Annotated in this window: 14 protein-coding genes and 1 pseudogene; 6 read left to right on the top strand and 9 right to left on the bottom strand. The window is 48.3% G+C overall.

What is annotated here, in order from left to right; genetic code table 11:
• Nucleotides 1-74: 74 nt before the first annotated feature.
• From Q4488_RS05440 to xseA, 5 genes are all read right to left on the bottom strand, one after another.
• Nucleotides 75-1,802 (bottom strand): potassium/proton antiporter, encoded by a 1,728-nt coding sequence (locus Q4488_RS05440; protein WP_303579454.1) that lies wholly within the window; start codon nucleotides 1,800-1,802, stop codon nucleotides 75-77.
• A 479-nt stretch (nucleotides 1,803-2,281) separates the two neighbouring features.
• Nucleotides 2,282-3,043: an alpha/beta fold hydrolase gene (locus Q4488_RS05435; protein ID WP_303579453.1), complete on the bottom strand. Its 762-nt coding sequence runs from the start codon at nucleotides 3,041-3,043 to the stop codon at nucleotides 2,282-2,284.
• Nucleotides 3,044-3,114: 71 nt separating this feature from the next.
• Nucleotides 3,115-3,741 carry an FKBP-type peptidyl-prolyl cis-trans isomerase gene (locus Q4488_RS05430; RefSeq protein WP_303579452.1) on the bottom strand — a complete coding sequence of 209 codons (627 nt, stop codon included), beginning with the start codon at nucleotides 3,739-3,741 and terminating at the stop codon, nucleotides 3,115-3,117.
• Nucleotides 3,742-3,826: 85 nt separating this feature from the next.
• On the bottom strand, nucleotides 3,827-4,657 hold the full coding sequence (locus Q4488_RS05425) for a peptidoglycan DD-metalloendopeptidase family protein (RefSeq protein ID WP_303579451.1): 831 nt from the start codon (nucleotides 4,655-4,657) through the stop codon (nucleotides 3,827-3,829).
• 9 nt (nucleotides 4,658-4,666) lie between these two features.
• Entirely contained in the window at nucleotides 4,667-6,034 is a 1,368-nt protein-coding gene (xseA, locus tag Q4488_RS05420) for an exodeoxyribonuclease VII large subunit (RefSeq protein ID WP_303579450.1), read from the bottom strand.
• Between the two features lie 166 nt (nucleotides 6,035-6,200).
• Between xseA and guaB the strand changes: the two genes are divergently transcribed.
• The 4 genes from guaB (at nucleotide 6,201) to Q4488_RS05400 (ending at nucleotide 11,477) form a co-directional block, all read left to right on the top strand.
• Entirely contained in the window at nucleotides 6,201-7,670 is a 1,470-nt protein-coding gene (gene guaB / locus Q4488_RS05415; protein WP_303579449.1) for an IMP dehydrogenase, read from the top strand.
• Between the two features lie 133 nt (nucleotides 7,671-7,803).
• Complete coding sequence (gene guaA, locus Q4488_RS05410; protein WP_303579448.1) at nucleotides 7,804-9,384, top strand: glutamine-hydrolyzing GMP synthase; 1,581 nt, start codon at nucleotides 7,804-7,806, stop codon at nucleotides 9,382-9,384.
• Nucleotides 9,385-9,819: 435 nt separating this feature from the next.
• Nucleotides 9,820-10,170, top strand: coding sequence for a helix-turn-helix domain-containing protein (locus Q4488_RS05405; RefSeq protein ID WP_303579447.1), 351 nt, complete (start codon nucleotides 9,820-9,822; stop codon nucleotides 10,168-10,170).
• Entirely contained in the window at nucleotides 10,164-11,477 is a 1,314-nt protein-coding gene (locus Q4488_RS05400) for a type II toxin-antitoxin system HipA family toxin (protein ID WP_303579446.1), read from the top strand. The genes Q4488_RS05405 and Q4488_RS05400 overlap by 7 nt, the downstream gene beginning before the upstream one ends.
• 45 nt (nucleotides 11,478-11,522) lie before the next feature.
• Here Q4488_RS05400 and Q4488_RS05395 read toward each other — a convergent pair whose 3' ends face one another.
• The 4 genes from Q4488_RS05395 to Q4488_RS05380 form a co-directional block, all read right to left on the bottom strand.
• Nucleotides 11,523-12,713 (bottom strand): MFS transporter, encoded by a 1,191-nt coding sequence (locus Q4488_RS05395; RefSeq protein WP_303579445.1) that lies wholly within the window; start codon nucleotides 12,711-12,713, stop codon nucleotides 11,523-11,525.
• A complete protein-coding gene (locus tag Q4488_RS05390; protein ID WP_303579444.1) occupies nucleotides 12,710-13,951 on the bottom strand; it encodes an NAD(P)-binding domain-containing protein in 1,242 nt (413 codons plus the stop codon). Before Q4488_RS05390 ends, Q4488_RS05395 begins: the two co-directional genes overlap by 4 nt.
• Nucleotides 13,952-14,010: 59 nt before the next feature.
• Nucleotides 14,011-14,454, bottom strand: a complete 444-nt coding sequence (locus Q4488_RS05385) for a MarR family winged helix-turn-helix transcriptional regulator (RefSeq protein ID WP_303579443.1) — start codon at nucleotides 14,452-14,454, stop codon at nucleotides 14,011-14,013.
• Nucleotides 14,455-14,737: 283 nt separating this feature from the next.
• Nucleotides 14,738-15,631, bottom strand: coding sequence for a LysR substrate-binding domain-containing protein (locus Q4488_RS05380; RefSeq protein WP_303579442.1), 894 nt, complete (start codon nucleotides 15,629-15,631; stop codon nucleotides 14,738-14,740).
• Nucleotides 15,632-15,753: 122 nt separating this feature from the next.
• Between Q4488_RS05380 and Q4488_RS05375 the strand changes: the two genes are divergently transcribed.
• Together Q4488_RS05375 and Q4488_RS05370 are read left to right on the top strand one after the other, a co-directional pair.
• On the top strand, nucleotides 15,754-16,287 hold the full coding sequence (locus tag Q4488_RS05375; protein ID WP_303579441.1) for a gamma-butyrobetaine hydroxylase-like domain-containing protein: 534 nt from the start codon (nucleotides 15,754-15,756) through the stop codon (nucleotides 16,285-16,287).
• 21 nt (nucleotides 16,288-16,308) lie between these two features.
• Nucleotides 16,309-16,908, top strand: a pseudogene (locus tag Q4488_RS05370) (TauD/TfdA family dioxygenase); the annotation flags it as partial.
• Nucleotides 16,909-16,956 lie beyond the last annotated feature (48 nt).

Genomic DNA, 16,956 nt, shown 5'->3' with positions numbered 1-16,956 from the left:
TCGCTAGGGGTTTTTCCATGATTGACGGATTGAGAGAATCACTTTGCTGAGACGCTCTCAATCGGTTGGTGTTTTTAGGTTGCGTTCGGTTTGATAAGCGGATTGCGGGTGAAGCTAACGGTAGCGATTTCTTGAGCCTGAAAGCTTTGCACTGTGAGGGTGCCAGCATCGATCCGGAGTTCACTGCCAATCGTCAGCGGTGTTATCGATTGTTTTAAAAAGTCACTGAGGCTGATGTCGTTAGTGGGTTCAATAATAATGCCATAAGACCTGAAGATATCCTCAAGTGTCGATGAACCCTTCAAGAGTAACTCGTCATCGGGTAGATCCGTGGCTAAGCAAGGTGCGATGGTCGAAAAAATACAGTCTACGAATTTACGTAAACCGGGCTTTAAGACAATAAATAGATGATCTTCTTTTTCTAGCTTAGTTGAACCGCGGGGTGGGAACACGTCATTACCGCGTACGACCATGGCAATTACCGCTCCTTCGGGCAGGGCCAACTGAGAGATGGTGAGTCCTAACGATTTGGCATTTTCGCCCAGGGTGTATCTGACGATATCGGTATCGATATTGGCTAAGGCCGCTATTTCTAACGTGGCGGATGGGGTTGCCGGTGGTGGCTCAATCAGTTTTAGTTTGCGGGCGATCAAGGGAAGCGTTGAGCCTTGTAGAGTGGCTGAAATTAAGACCACGAAGAACACCACATTGAATAGCAGCGGTGCCTGAGGTAAGCCAAAGATTAGCGGGAAAATGGCCAGAATAATCGGCACTGAACCGCGCAGCCCAACCCAAGAAACCAATGCGATCTCGCGCTTATTAAAACCGAAGTAAGCTAATAGCGGGCCGATCGCCAGCGGTCGAGCAATAAAGATTAACACCAGTGCGATCAGTAAACCTTCACGCCAGACATGAATCAGTGAGCTTGGTGTCACGAGCAGTCCAAGCATGACAAACATACCAATTTGGCTCAACCAAGCTAGGCCATCATGGAACAGAAACGTGGCGCGTTGATAAACAAAGCGGCCGTTGCCAATAATGACGCCGGTAATAAAGACGGAGAAGAAACCGCTGCCGCCGAGTGTGGCTGAAGCCCCGAAGGAAAGTAAGCCGCAGGCTGACACCATTACGGGATAAAGGCCGGGTGCCTGAAGTGAAATGCTATTGAATAATCTAACCGCGGAATAACCGATAGCCAAACCGATAATGGCACCAATACCGATCTGCTGTATGAATAAAATAAATAGCTCAGAGCCTGGCGGGGCATTGGTGGTCACCAGTTGTAGTAAACCGATGGTGAGAAATATCGCCATGGGGTCATTGGAGGCACTTTCTATTTCTAGGGTCGATTTCAGGCGTGGGCTGAGGTAGATGCCGGCGTTACGTAAAATGGTGAATACGGCGGCGGCATCGGTAGAGCCAACGATGGCGCCTAGGAGAAAACCAACCGGCAGTGATAGATTTAAAATATAGGCGGCGGCTGCGCCGGTAATCCCTGCGGTGATCGCAACGCCGATAGTTGCGAGGGCGCTGGCTGGTTTCCAGACGAGCTTTATCGACGATAGCGACGTTTGTAAGCCGCCATCAAACAGAATAATGGCTAAGGCGAGGGTACCCAGAGCATGCGCGGTATCGACATCATCAAATTGAATCCTGCCAATGCCATCTTCACCTGCCAGCATACCGATGCCGAGAAAGATCACTAGGACGGGTAAGCCGATGCGCGGAGACAGTTTGCTGGTAATAACGCCAGCAAACAGCAGTACCGCAGCAATGAGGATTTGATGGTCGATAGGGAACATTAGACGTCCTTTTAATGTGAAATGGCCAAGGCCGTGCATCGCATGGGCATTTGGCTGCTTTGCTGCTTTTTTAGTCCAAATAAATCGGCTGGAGTTCAACCTGTGGTGCTTCAGTCTTGCTGCTAGCTTGATCTCCAGCTTCTCTGTAAGCCAGAGGCGTAATTGACTTATTCGCACCTTCCCTAAGTGGCTCTGACGATTGTATCTTAAGATTGTCTTTATTGGGGCATAATCAGCTTTAAGCAATCCACAAAGCCAATTGTTTTTAAGCATTTAAGCTTTTAAATTTTTGAGCCGCGCTATATCGTCGTGAATCGAGGCCATGACGATATGGCTGCCAGCTTTTTCGATAACGCTTGCATTGAGCCTTATTCCGCACAGTAGCGGCGTTTTGCTTGATGCTTATGCTGTTTGGCGTTGGCGGCTGCGTGAAGGCGGCTTAAGTGCCGTTCAGAGGGGGATCGAACGGCAGTATGGCGTCACTGAGTTAAATAATTTAATACCAGCTTGGTGAATAGGGTGGGTTTTTCCGCATGAGGCCAGTGTCCCGCGCCCTGTATGATTCGATAATCAGCCTGAGGGAATAATGCCAAAATCTGCGTGCGATAGGCGGAGGTGATGTAGTTTGAATTTTCGCCTTTAATGAAGAGCACCGGTTTATCAAAGGGCTCGCCGGTCGGCGCTTGGCTAATGTTGTCGTAGCCAGATTCTAATGCTGATAGATTCATTCGCCAAGCAAACTGCTTCGCTTCGTTGCGATATAGATTGGTTAACAGAAACTGCCGCACGGCGAGTTCAGGTACCTGCTGACTCAGTTGTTGATCGGCTTCGCTGCGAGATTTTATCCGCGCAAGATCGACGGCATTCAGGCCCTTGAATACAGCATTGTGATGGTTGGGGTATGCTACCGGGGCAATATCCACAATGATAAGTTTAGCCACTCGCTCGGGGTGATTCATCGCCAATTGCATAGCTACTTTTCCGCCCATCGAGTGGCCGAGAATATGGGCGCTACTTAAACCTTGTTGATCCATCAGTTCAATGATGTCATCGGCCATCTCAGGATAGCTGATGCTGTCTGTATGAGGGGATCGCCCGTGATTGCGCAAATCCACCGCATAGACGGTGAAGTGTTCCGCCAGCGCTTTAACCTGTCCGCTCCAATTGAGCGATGTACCAAACAGACCATGTATAATAATTAGCGGGGTGCCGCTACCGCTGATCTGCAGATTCAATTGCATTGTTGTTCTCCCAAAAAAAAAGACCGGTACAAACGCGACCGGCCTTTATTACATCAGAAGTGAGTTGCCAATTACAGGATTTCTAGTAACTCGACATCAAACACCAGTGTTGCATAAGGAGGAATGCCACCAGGTGAACCTTGTGCGCCGTATGCCAGTTGATACGGAACAGTCAGACGCCATTTAGCGCCTTTAGTCATCATTTGCAGGGCTTCAGTCCAGCCTGCGATAACGCCGCCAACAGGGAATTCGGCAGGCTGACCACGGTCATAAGAGCTGTCGAATACTTTACCGTCGATAAAGGTACCGTGGTAATGAGTACGTACAGTTGATTCAGCGGTAGGGCTTGCGCCACCTTCTTCGCCAGCCGTGATGATTTCGTACTGCAGGCCAGAATCGGTGACGAAGATCTCTTCACGCTGAGCATTTTTTTCAAGGTACTGCTCGCCTTCAGCCGCTGCTTCTTTAGCTTGTTGTTCAGCCTTTTCCTGCATGCGAGCTTGAATTTCGTTAAAGGCTTCTTGAATCTTTTCGCCTTCAATGCTCAGTGCTTCACCGGCAAATGCTTCTTTGATGCCTGCAATAACGGCATTCAGCTCTACGCCGTCGAAGCTTTGGGTAGCGATGTGATCGCCCATCTGACGGCCGATACCGTAGCTGGCGATCTGTTCAGTTGTTTCAAATTTAATATCAGACATGAAGTACTCTGTCGGTTCGGTTTAAAGAACGGCGAAGCCTATCATATCTAATCGCGTATATCTCGCCTGTAGCACTCTGATCGAGTTACTGCGCTACAAACAATAAGGGATCGACGCGCGTATTATTGAGGCTGACGCTCCAGTGCAAGTGAGGCCCAGTGACGCGGCCGGTCTTACCGATTTTACCGATACTATCGCCGCTATTGAGTTGATCGCCGATATTGACATCGATTTTACTCATATGGCAATACATGGTGGTTAGGCCGTAACCATGATCGACAATTACCGTATTACCGTTAAAGAAGTATTCCCCAACCGCCACAACCTTGCCTGCTGCAGGTGCTTGAATGGCTCCACCTTGTCCGCCAGCGATATCGAGACCACTGTGAGGGTTGCGCGGTTGATCATTAAAGAAACGCTTTAAACCAAAGGGGCTACTAAAGCGACCGCTCGCCGGAAGGTCAAATTGTACGGTGGATAGCTTGGGTGTACTCCAAGATTTGAAGGCCGCAACCATTTCGGCTTTTTCACGTTTATAGCGCGCTAAATCTTGCGTATTCGGATTGACATGTCGCTTGTTAGTCACTGTGAGGCGTTGCTCTTTATAGGCTTTGTCCTGAATCGTAAAAGGGAAGCGTTGACCATCGGTTTTCATCAGTTGCGGTTGATTGGCTTTCGCCGACAGAGGGATACCAATCACGGCCAGCCAAGGCGCTTGTTCGGCATAGGCGGTAGCTTGGCTCGGGATAACCATCACGCGATTACCGCGATACCACGCGGAGGGTGCCGTTTGACTATTCAGGTTAGTGAGCGGGATCAGGGCGATGCCGCCTGGTACGCGTGATTCTTGTGGTAAATTGATGGCCGCCGCTGGGAGACTGAAGAGTAGGAGGAAAGCAAAGCTGATAAAGCGCATAGGGTGTCCTTATTGCTTAATAATCTGAGTGACTGTACTGCGAAAGCGACCATTACTGAGACGAGTCTCAACGCTTCTATCTTTGACGATATGATCGATATCTTGAATAACGCTACCGTTCTCATCTTGCACAATGGCATAGCCTCGATCAAGTGTCGCTAACGGGCTGACGCTATTGAGTGTCGCCGCTAAGCCGCTGAGTTGCAGTTTATGTTGTTTTAACAACCCTTGCATCAAGGTGGTTAAACGGTGTTGCAGTTCATCTTTACGCTGCTGTCCCGCCGCAATATGTGGTAGTGGGGAGCAGCGCTGATAGCGTTGTTGCCATTGATTAAACTGTTGTTTTTGACGCTCAAGTTGTAAGCGGATGGCGCGTTGCATGCGGAGTTCTAAGTCATCGAGTTTTTGTGCCTGCTCTTTGAGCTTATCACCGGGATGGCGCAAGCGGGTACGAGTCCATTGTAGTTGCTGCTGCCGTTGTTGTAGGCTACGCATCCACGCTTGAGTAAGGCGTTGCTGCAGCTGTTGTAACTGACGTAGGAGTTGCTGCTGATCGGGGCTAATTAACTCGGCGGCGGCGGAGGGGGTCGCAGCCCGAAGATCGGCAACAAAATCAGCAATAGAGACATCTACTTCATGGCCTACCGCGCTGATGATGGGGATCTCACTATGAAAAATACTATGCGCCACGATCTCTTCGTTAAACGGCCAGAGATCTTCCAGCGAGCCGCCGCCACGACCAACGATTAACACATCACAGCGACCATCGTGATTCGCTAGACGGATAGCATCGGCGATTTGAGCCGCCGCGTCAGCGCCTTGTACGGTGGTCGGGAAAAGCGTGATCGGTAGTGAAGGGAAGCGCCGTTTTAATACCGTGAGGATATCGTGAACGGCTGCGCCGGTAGGCGAGGTAATAATCCCTAAATGTTGTGGATGGGCCGGAATCGGTTTTTTAAATGCAGGGTCGAACAGCCCTTGCTGCTGCAATTTTTGTTTCAGTGCTTCATAGGCCTGTTGCAGCGAGCCTACACCGCTTTCCTCCATATAATCACAGATCAGTTGATAATCGCCGCGACCCGGGTAGAGACTGACTTTAGCGCGTACAACGACCTTGTCGCCATTTTTAGCCTTATATTTGAGGTATTGGTTGCGATTGCGGAACATCGCGCAACGCACCTGAGCGTCTCGATCTTTTAGGGTAAAGTACCAATGGCCGGAACTAGCTTTGACGACGTTAGATAACTCGCCTTCCACATGGATGGTTAAAAAAGAACTCTCGAGCAGCGATTTAACCTGACGATTGAGTTCGGTGACGCTCAGCGCTGTTGTTGCGGCGCTGTTGCGGGATCTGTTTTGAGCTGAGTACGGTTGCATAGTGCGCATCTTAAACCAAGCGAACATCGGTTGGTAATAACTGTTGGGTTAGAATTGATAAAATGCGTAAAAAGGGTGGGCAATCGCTGCATTTTGATTGTCTGACGTTCGACAAAAGGCTATAATCCCGCGTCTTATTTTTTTAGACACTACAGGCAATCTCATAATGTTGCGAATCGCTGAAGAAGCCCTCACTTTTGATGATGTTCTACTGGTTCCCGGTTACTCCGAGGTGCTGCCTAAAGACGTTTCGCTGAAGACGCGCCTGACAAAAGGCATCGCGCTGAACGTTCCTCTGGTCTCTGCTGCAATGGATACGGTTACTGAATCCGCCCTAGCCATCGCGATGGCGCAGGAAGGTGGTATCGGTATCATTCATAAAAACTTAACCATCGAGCAGCAGGCTGAAGAAGTCCGTCGGGTTAAGAAATATGAGGCGGGTGTCGTTAGCGATCCTGTTACTTGTAGTCCTGATATGACTGTCGGCGAGCTGAATGCTTTATCTACCCGTCTTGGCTTTTCCGGTTTTCCGGTGATTGATAAGGGTGAGCTGGTCGGTATTGTAACTGGCCGTGATGCGCGTTTCGAGAAGAAACTCGATGCGTCTGTTGCTTCTATCATGACCCCTAAAGATCGTCTGGTGACCGTGCTTGAAGGTGCTGATCCGGATGATGTACGTAATTTGCTGCGTAAACATCGTATCGAAAAAATTCTGGTGGTTGATGAAGCCTTTGGTCTGCGCGGTATGATGACCGTTAAAGATATGAACAAAGCGCTGACACACCCCAATGCGGCTAAAGATGGCGATGGTTGTCTGATTGTTGGCGCGGCTGTCGGTACGGGCCCTGAAACTGAAGATCGAGTTGATGCACTGGTGAAAGCCGGTGTCGATGTGATTATCGTTGATACGGCGCACGGCCATTCTCGAGGCGTCATTGATCGCGTCGCTTGGGTAAAGAAAACCTACCCGAGTGTTCAGGTTATCGGTGGTAATATTGCCACGGCGGATGCCGCGATTGCACTGGCTGAAGCCGGTGCCGATGGGGTTAAAGTGGGTATTGGTCCTGGTTCTATCTGTACCACGCGTATTGTTGCGGGTGTCGGTGTACCACAAATCAGCGCGGTAGCGAATGTGGCTGAAGCGTTGAAACAATATGATGTCCCGTGTATTGCCGATGGCGGTGTACGTTTTTCTGGCGATCTATCGAAAGCGATTGTCGCAGGCGCATCGGCGGTGATGATCGGCTCTATGCTGGCGGGTACTGATGAAGCACCGGGTGCTGTTGAACTGTATCAAGGGCGGGCCTACAAGTCTTATCGCGGCATGGGCTCTATCGGTGCGATGGCTCAAAGCACGGGGTCATCTGATCGTTATTTCCAAGACGCGACTCAAGGTGCTGAAAAATTGGTACCGGAAGGTATAGAAGGGCGTGTTGCCTGTAAAGGCCCGATGGGCGGCGTGGTACATCAACTAATCGGTGGCCTGCGTTCATCTATGGGGTACACTGGCAGCGCTGATATTTTGGCGATGCGTACTATTCCTCAGTTCGTACGTATCACCAGTGCGGGTATGGCCGAAAGCCATGTGCACGATGTGAGCATTACCAAAGAAGCGCCTAACTATCGCGTTGGATAATCGCTTTATCATGACTAAAACAGGTGGGATGGCTTCGGCCCTCCCACTTTTTCTTTTTTAACACGCGGCTAAAACAGCCAATCGTCGAATCAGCCTAAGAATAGGCGTCGACGATGATTTCGGAGTCATCGAAATGTCACAAGATATTCATGCTCAACGAATTCTGATTCTAGATTTCGGTTCACAATATACGCAATTGATCGCCCGTCGGGTTCGTGAAATTGGTATTTACTGTGAGATTCATCCGTGGGATATGGATGAAGCTGCGATCCGTGAATATAACGCCAAGGGTATTATCCTGGCGGGTGGCCCAGAATCCGTGACCGAGTTCGGCTCACCTCGCGCGCCTGCCGTGGTATTCGAATTAGATGTCCCACTGCTGGGCATCTGCTACGGTATGCAAACCATGGCCGAGCAGCTCGGCGGTAGTGTTGTTTCCTCTGACTTGCGTGAATTTGGTTATGCCAAAGTGCGTTTGGAAGATAGTCCAAGTCGTTTGTTAGAAGGGATTGAAGATCAGGTTGCGAATAACGGCTCATTGTTACTCGATGTATGGATGAGTCACGGTGATAAGGTCGGTGATCTGCCTGAAGGCTTTAATGTGATTGCCAGCACCGCCAGTGCGCCGGTGGCCGCGATGTGTCATCCGGGTAAAAACTACTACGGCGTACAGTTCCACCCTGAAGTAACGCATACCAAACAAGGTGGCCGTATTCTGGAACGCTTCGTGCGTGAGATTTGTGCCTGTGATGCACTGTGGAATCCGGCTAACATCATTGCTGATCTGATCGAAAAGGTGCAGCAACAGGTAGGCAAGCAGAAAGTATTACTGGGTCTGTCTGGTGGTGTTGACTCCTCCGTGGTGGCGGCACTGTTGCATAAAGCGATCGGCGATCAACTGACTTGTGTGTTTGTGGATAACGGCCTGTTGCGTAAGCAAGAAGGTGATCAGGTGATGGAGATGTTTGCCCTCAATATGGGGGTTAAAGTGATCCGTGTGGATGCCGAAGATCTATTCTTGGGACGCTTGAAAGGTGAAAGTGATCCGGAAGCCAAGCGCAAGATTATTGGTAACACCTTTATCGAAGTGTTTGATGAAGAAGCGACTAAACTGACGGAAGTTAACTTCCTCGCGCAGGGCACCATCTACCCGGATGTCATCGAATCGGCAGCCTCTAAAAATGGTAAAGCCCATGTGATTAAATCCCACCATAACGTCGGCGGCCTGCCAGACGATATGAAGATGGATCTGGTCGAGCCACTGCGTGAACTGTTTAAAGATGAAGTGCGTAAAATCGGCTTAGAACTCGGTCTGCCATACGATATGGTTTACCGTCATCCGTTCCCGGGCCCTGGTTTAGGTGTACGTATTCTGGGTGAAGTGAAGAAAGAGTATGCGGATATCCTGCGTGAAGCCGATGCCATCTTCCTTGAAGAGCTACATAAAGCCGATTGGTATCATAAAACCAGTCAATCCTTTGCTGTCTTCCTGCCGGTTAAATCGGTGGGTGTGGTCGGTGATGGCCGTCGTTATGAATACGTGATCGCGCTGCGGGCCGTCGAAACCATCGACTTTATGACCGCACGTTGGGCGCATCTGCCTTACGAACTGCTCGAAACTGTTTCCGGCCGTATCATCAATGAAATCGCTCATGTATCACGAGTGACTTACGATGTGAGCTCTAAACCACCGGCGACCATTGAGTGGGAATAGGTCAGTTATAAAGCGTTAATTTTGTATTGATAAAAAATGAGATGCCGGTCAGTAATACTGACCGGCATTTTTTTTTGTCCTGCGATGGTAGTCTAGTTAATTCTGGCACTTGTCAGTCACCGGTTAGACGTATTTTTTGAAGTCATCAATGCGTGGTAGATCGGTCTTTCGTTCATTGAGTGGGCATGATGCCTGCTTGGAAGAGATTCGAAAATCGATCGTTTAGTCTGCTAAAAATTGTTCGCCTTTATGTTGATAATGAATTTTTGTAAAGACTGGATATTAGGTCATAATTGGCTATTTTCAGTTTAATGACTTAAATTTAAGGCATTATAATTAATGGAAGCGTCTCGTATGTGATTTTTAAATAATGACCTATAATTAGGTCGTTATGTGAGTAAATTGGTTGTAAAGTCTGGAAAATAGGTCGTTAAGATGAAGGCGAATATATATGCTATGTCCGATGAGGCGCTTGCGCTTGAGCTTGGCCGACGTATTGAAAGACGAAGGTTGGATAGCCACTCGCCTTTGACGCAGTCTGAGTTAGCAAAGCAAGCGGGTATTAGCCGTTCTACGTATCAAAATATGATTGAGGGCAAAGCGACCTTGATGAATGTGATTAAGGTTCTTAGAGTATTGGATGCGTTGGAAGGCGTTGAGTCTTTCTTGCCTGATCCGGGTATTAGTCCAGTACAGCTATTAAAGATGCGGGGTAAACTGCGACAGCGAGTAAAAACGGTGGCTGAAAAATCAAAACCTCAGGCTGAGGAGGGCTTAGATTGGTAGTCCAGAAATACGATACGGCAAAAGTGAGTATCTTTGGAAAAGACGTCGGCGCTTTAGCCAAGAGTCCAGACACAGGTGTCGTAAGCTTCGAATATTTCGACGGTTGGTTGAAAAGCGGATTTGCTATTTCGCATAAGTTACCGCTACAGCCTGGCGTATTTAGTTTTCCAAATTTGAGCTATCCAACATATAAAGGTTTGCCTGCCGCATTTGCGGATACCTTGCCTGATGATTTTGGTAACTCAGTTATCAATGCTTGGCTTGCAAGGCAAGGGCGCGACCCGCAATCTTTCAGCGCATTGGAACGATTGCTTTATACCGGCACTAGAGGGATGGGGGCACTTGAGTACACCCCGGCTCTCGTTGAAGGTGTTAAGAATAATAGCGAACTGATCGAGATGGATTCTCTGGTGGCAATGGCGCAATTGGTTCTCGATCAGCGCAATAAGCTTAATGAAACGATAAATGCTGACGATTCGGAGCAGGCGTTGTCTGGCATTGTGCAGGTTGGTACATCGGCGGGCGGTGCTCGTGCTAAGGCCGTGATAGCGGTCAATGCAGACCGTAGTCAGCTTCGTTCTGGTCAAGTGAACTGTCCCGAAGGGTTTGAGCATTTCTTAATTAAGTTTGATGGTGTGGTAGAGCGATCATCAAGCAGTGAGGTTTTCGGGGATTCGAAAGGGTTTGGTTTGATGGAGTATGCTTATTACCTAATGGCCAAAGAGGCAGGTATTGATATTTCTTATTGTGAACTCTTTCGAGAGAATGGACGCGCCCACTTTATGACAAAGCGATTTGACCGTATTGGGAATGAGAAGGTGCATTATCAATCTTTGTGTGCAATGGATCATGCTGATTTTAAAAAGCCGGGAGCTTATAGTTATGAAGAGCTTTTTACCCTGTTACGTACTCTCAAGTTAGATAGAAACGCGGCACTTGAAACCTTTAGGCGTATGGTTTTTAACGTCATCGCTCGGAACCATGATGATCATACAAAAAATTGGGGTTTCATTCTTAACGACCAAAAAAAGTGGACTTTGGCTCCTGCGTTTGATTTAGCATACAGTTATAAGCCTGGTTCTCCTTGGGTGGATAGTCATCAGATGTCTATTAATGGAAAACGCGACAATTTTGTTAAACAGGATTTACTGGGAGTCGTGCCGGCATCCTTGAAAGAGGACGCGGAGGACGTGATGAAAAAGGTCCAAAAAGCCGTCTTAAGCTGGCGAAGCATTGCAACGGGTGTTGGAGTCGAACCGTCGTTTATAGATGAGATTGAGTCTAATCATCGTCTTTCATTGATATAGGCTATATCTGCAGTTGCGGGTTAACGTGCCTTGATAAAGGTATCGCTAACGGGTGCGCTTGACCCAGGTTGCTGCGCCAAACAGTAAGGGCACTAATAGCGCCAAAATAAGTAGTAGCTGTATGGCGCTATGGGGCGTGCCTGAATGGGTCCAGTATGCAGCAATAGCCCAAGGGGCGATTGCACGAGCGAGTGACATCGGCACTAGCATAATGCCATTGATGCTGCCGTAGTTTTGACGGCTGAGAAGCTCGGGTACGGCCATGCCCCGCACGATGGTAAAGATACCGTTGGCAGCGCCATAAAGAAGGCATAAACCTGCCAAGGTGAAGCTAGAGGGTGGCGCTTTTAGCAGCAGGATAGCCAGTGGGAATGCGATACCGGCCAATAAACCCAGGCGCTTGATGCTGATCTCCTCGAATAATAGCAACAGCAGACGTGCACCGACCTGTGCAGGGCCGATAAGGGCAATCGCAAAGATCACCGATTGAGTATCGGAGGAGAGGGCGATCAGCAGCGGGTAGATATGATAGGTGAAGCCAGAAAAGAGCGCCATATAGGCACAGAAAGAGGCGGTCAGTAGATAGAATCGAGGGCTGCGTAGTATCGGTCGAATAGCGCTCTCTTCAGGGCTTGCTGTTTGCTGTACCGGATAGCGGTTAATATCCGCAGGCCAGATGGCCCATTGATAGAGTGGTGCGGCGATGGTGATGTTAATTATAGCTAAGCCCAGTAGCGCATTTCGCCAACCCCAATGATCGAGCATGAACTGCAAGAGAGGCACGAATACGGTGCTGGCAAATCCCGCCCAGAGGGTAATGGCGGTGATCGCGGCGCGTGCTTGTTGCGTGCCTAATTGACGCACGGTGACCGCAAAGGCGGGTTCGTAGGATAACGCTGCTTGCAGTACGCCCAATGTGATAACAACGGCATACAATGACAAGATAGTGTCTATGCAAGACCAAACTGCCAAGGCTGTAGAGGCCGCGATAGTTGCCCCGACCATCAGCTTGCGGCCATGACCGCGATCAATCATGGCGCCAATCGGATAGGCAGCCAGTGCCGAGGCCACTAAGCCGAGTGTTGCCGCACCATAAATATCGGCACGGCTCCATCCTAACTCAGCGGCCATGGCTTCAGCAATGAGGGGAAAGCTGTAATAGAGTGCCCCCCAAGAGACGAGTTGACTGAGGCCAAGTGCGGAAATAAAGCCGCGCTTGGCTGCTAGTACATTCATCCCTGACAAGGTGATGCGACAACGGCGGTGTCTGTCTGTGTAGTAACCGACATATCGCTGGTGCCCAGCGCAGAGACCACCGAAGCGACTTGTTTATAACCGGTCCTCAGTAGAAAGGTCGGTGCGCGGCCATAACTCTTAATGCCTAAGATAAATAGACCTGGTTCGGGATGGGAAAGCTCAGCCAAACCGTGTTCAGGTACCGAGCCGCAGCTATGTAAGTTAGGATCGATAAGTGGTGCGAGTCGTATTGGGCTTTGGGTTGCAGGGTCTAACGAAGTGCGCAACTCGGTCAGCAGGTCAAGGTTTGGTCTAAAACCGGTAGCCGCGATGATACGTTCGACCGGCGGCAGCGTGCGTGAACCACTGTGTACAATCAGTTGGTTATCTTCACGCTGGATCGCATCGATTTCAAGTTCGGTAAATACCTCGATACGGCCCTGTTCTAACAGTTCTTGAATACGTACTTCCAGACGTCTTCGTTCTTGAAGCTCATCATTGACCGGTGAACGCACGACATGGGTGGATGGGCTCCGTATTCCCCATAGAACACGCATCTCTTTATATTCATCAGCCAGAAGAACTAAATCTTGTAGCGCATTGAAGGCGGAATGACCACCACCGACCACCAACACGGCCTTGTTAGCGTATTCTTCTCGGGCGGCACCCAGAATATTAGGTACACCGTAGGTGATAGCATCAGCAGCGGTACGTTCGCCCAGTGCTGGAATGCCGTGTGTACCCAGCCAGTTCGGGGTTTGATAGGTGCCGGATGCATCGATAACGGCCTGCGCGATGACATCGCGTTCGCCTTCAGGGCCTGACACACGGAGAACGAAGGGAGCTTCGGCTCGGTCTTTGGTGCGCAGTAGATCGTGGTTGAACCGGCTAACCGATTCAACTTTGGTATTTAGCTGTAGGTGGGGGACAATGGCTGGATGGGATGCCAGCGGCGTGACGTATTGCTCTAAGAGTTCCTTACCGGTGGGAAATTCATTGGCAGCGGGTTCGCGCCATCCCTGTTGTTTGAGTAACGCGGCGGACGTGTCATCGATATTGTAGATCCAAGGTGAAAACATACGTACATGCCCCCAGCGTGCTAGATTAGCGCCGACTTGATCACCGGTTTCAAAGAGTATTGGGGTATATCCGCGTTTAAGTAGATGAGCGACGGCACTAAGTCCTATAGGACCCGCCCCGATCACTGCGACAGGTAGGTTAGTCAATTCTGCATGCATCAAGCTTTCTCCATAATAACTAGTTGTTACTAGCAACTAACAGGTTGAAAAAAAGTGGGCTAGGAACCTAGCCGGTTACGTGCGGCGATGGTGAGTTGGCGAATCAGTGTGAGCGCGCCATCCACGACTTCTGGGGGAACATCTTTGATCATCGAGGCTTCTTCGCTGATGAGGTCTTGATGAATCGTTTGGTATAAGGCTTCTCCCGAAGGTGTCAGTGACAATTGAATGGCTCGTTGGTCATCAGGGTCGTGTAACTTGAGTACATATTGTTTGCGTAGCAAGGAGTCCACTACGCGACTGGTGGTACTTTTGTCCAGATACATCTCATCGGCTAACGCTTGCAGCCTCAGAGGGCCGCGTTTTACTAAGGTTTCAAGTGCATAACACTGTGCGACGGATACATCGTGGCAGCAGATATAATCTCGATCACGGAACTGGTGAACACGGATGAGCTGGTTGACGGCTTCATATAACTCTTCGGCGCGCGCTAAGCGTGGCATGATGTTAGGCCTTTGGTCACTATGTTGTTAGTAACAACTATAATGCTAGGCTGCTTATGCTGCAAGCAGGAGTGTTGGGATTTAAATGATGGTGAATCAGAAGTGAAGAATCTGAGGTGAAAGATAAATTGTATATCGTCGTGTTTTGTTGTGGATATTGATGCATAGTTTTTAAAAGACTAGCCTTGAGATAGGTTATTCTGTTGGTTTGGAGCTTACCATTAAATGAAAAAATGGTTTATGTAAAACCGCAAGATAGGGTGTAACGCTATTGGTTTTCCCATTAGCTGTTTAATGCTAGTGCCATCTCTTGCCGTAACCAATCGCGGAAAACGATCGCCGATTTCGATAAAGGTTTCCCTTCAGGAAAGGCTAGATAGTAATTATCTTCAGTGACCAAGTTGATATCAAAGGGGGCTTCAATTTTGTGCTCCTGCAAGGATTTCACAAATATATCAGGGTGAGCAAGCATAACACCGAGCCCAGACTCGACCATCAATGCTGCCGATAATAATGTATCCACACGATGATAAACAATATTTTGCTCATCGACTTCGATGCTTGCCTCTTTAAACCACTGTTGCCACGAATGATTGACTCCGGTGACTTCTATTAAGGGTAGGGATGTAAGGTCTGATGGCGATGATATGAGCTTAACCAGTTTAGGCGAGCAGAACACCGTGACTTCTGCTTTAAATAAGGGCTCTAAATTTAACCCAAACCACTTTCCATTACCATTCATAATCGATAAGTCATGACTGCCTTCAGAAAAATCTCGATCCCAATTTAAATGCAGTAGTTGCAAGCGGATACCGGGATAGCGGGCGCAAAACTTATATAGATTATGTGATAACCAAAGCGATGAGAATGCGTAATTGACTTTCAAAACTAGACGGCCTTCGCCAACGGGCGAAAATATGTCGGCTGTTTTCTGTTGTAAATTGTTTAAAGTACTTTGTACAACCGGGTAATAAGCAAGTCCGCTGTTGGTTAGTGTTATCTTTCGATGCCGACGTATAAAAAGCTCATCGCCTAAGTGGTGCTCTAAAAGCTTGATTTGCTGGCTGACTGCCGACTGAGTCATGTTTAACTCGCGCGCCGCCGCACTAAAATTAAGCAGACGCGCAGCGGCTTCAAACGTTTTGACCCAGTTCATGGGCGGAAGATTTTGTTTCATGGCTTTGTATTAGCTGTGCTTATCAAGATGGTATTAATATGTTGTTTCCATAAAAAATACAACATATCTAGCATGTGTGCATCAACATAGTGTGAATTATTTTTTATCTTAAAGGACAGTCCATGACGTTATCGGTGACCCCAAACTTGAATACAACGGGCAAACGAATTGCCTCTATTCAGCAAAATGTACTAAGCCTGCTGGTCGAATGGAGTGATGAAACAGTATCTGAGTTTCATCATATTTGGCTAAGAGACAATTGCCCTACAGCCTTTCATATTGATACCCAGGAACGAGAATTCGATCTGCTCAGTGTGAGTGAAGATATTCACCCCTTATCTGTAGAGGTCAGTGATGATTTTCTACATATTGAATGGTCTGAAGGTGGCCATCGGAGCTGCTTCACACAATCTTGGTTGGCGGAACATAGTTACTCAGATCTGGTCAATGAGCGCCATGCCAGTGCTTATGAGAGTTGGGATTCAGCGTTTGTGAACACAATTTATCATGCGCAATATGAAGCGGTGATGGATGATGACAACGCTTTATATCAATGGATGGTTGAGTTAGATAAATCGGGCTTAACGCTCATCGATGGCATGCCAGACTCAACTGACTCGACCGTGTTGTTGGCTTCACGTATTGATTATTTATGACAAACCAATTTTGGTACGACATTTAATGTAGTATCGGTTGAATCACCGATTAATCTCGCCTACACCTCGATTGCCTTGCCTTTGCACACGGATTTGACGAATCAAGAAACGCCGCCTGGTTATCAGTTTTTGCACTGCCTAGCGAATGATTGTGAGGGAGGAGAGTCTGTCTTTGTCGATGGCTTAAAAGTGGCAGAAGAACTACGTGATGAGTGCCCAAATTATTTCAAACTATTGTCGGAACAAGTGATACCGTTTCGCTTTCATGATGAAAGCCATGATATTCGTGAGCATCACAGTGTGATCAACGTTGATCAATTTGGCAATATTATTGAAATTAAGTTTAATGCGCATTTGGCCAGTATTTTTGATCTGCCTGCTGATGTTATGTACGAATATTACTTAGCGTATAGGAGCTTAATGAAACGGCTGCGTGATGAGCGCTTTAAAATCGAATTAAAATTATCTGCTGGGCAAATGGTCGTTTTTGATAATCGTCGAGTGCTACATGGAAGAAATAAATTTGAAGATAGCAGTGGTCGACGTCATCTGCATGGCTGCTATGTCGACCGTTCAGAATTCAAAAGCCGCTTACGCGTACTAGCCAAAAAATACGCTTAATGCTCAAAATACTATCAACGAGTCACTCATGCTCAGTTGTCAGTGACT

The organism is Amphritea sp. 1_MG-2023, from assembly GCF_030547545.1.
GTDB lineage: Bacteria > Pseudomonadota > Gammaproteobacteria > Pseudomonadales > Balneatricaceae > Amphritea.
The sequence above is the reverse complement of the archived record's forward strand: the minus strand, read 5'-3'. Positions and strand labels throughout refer to the sequence as shown.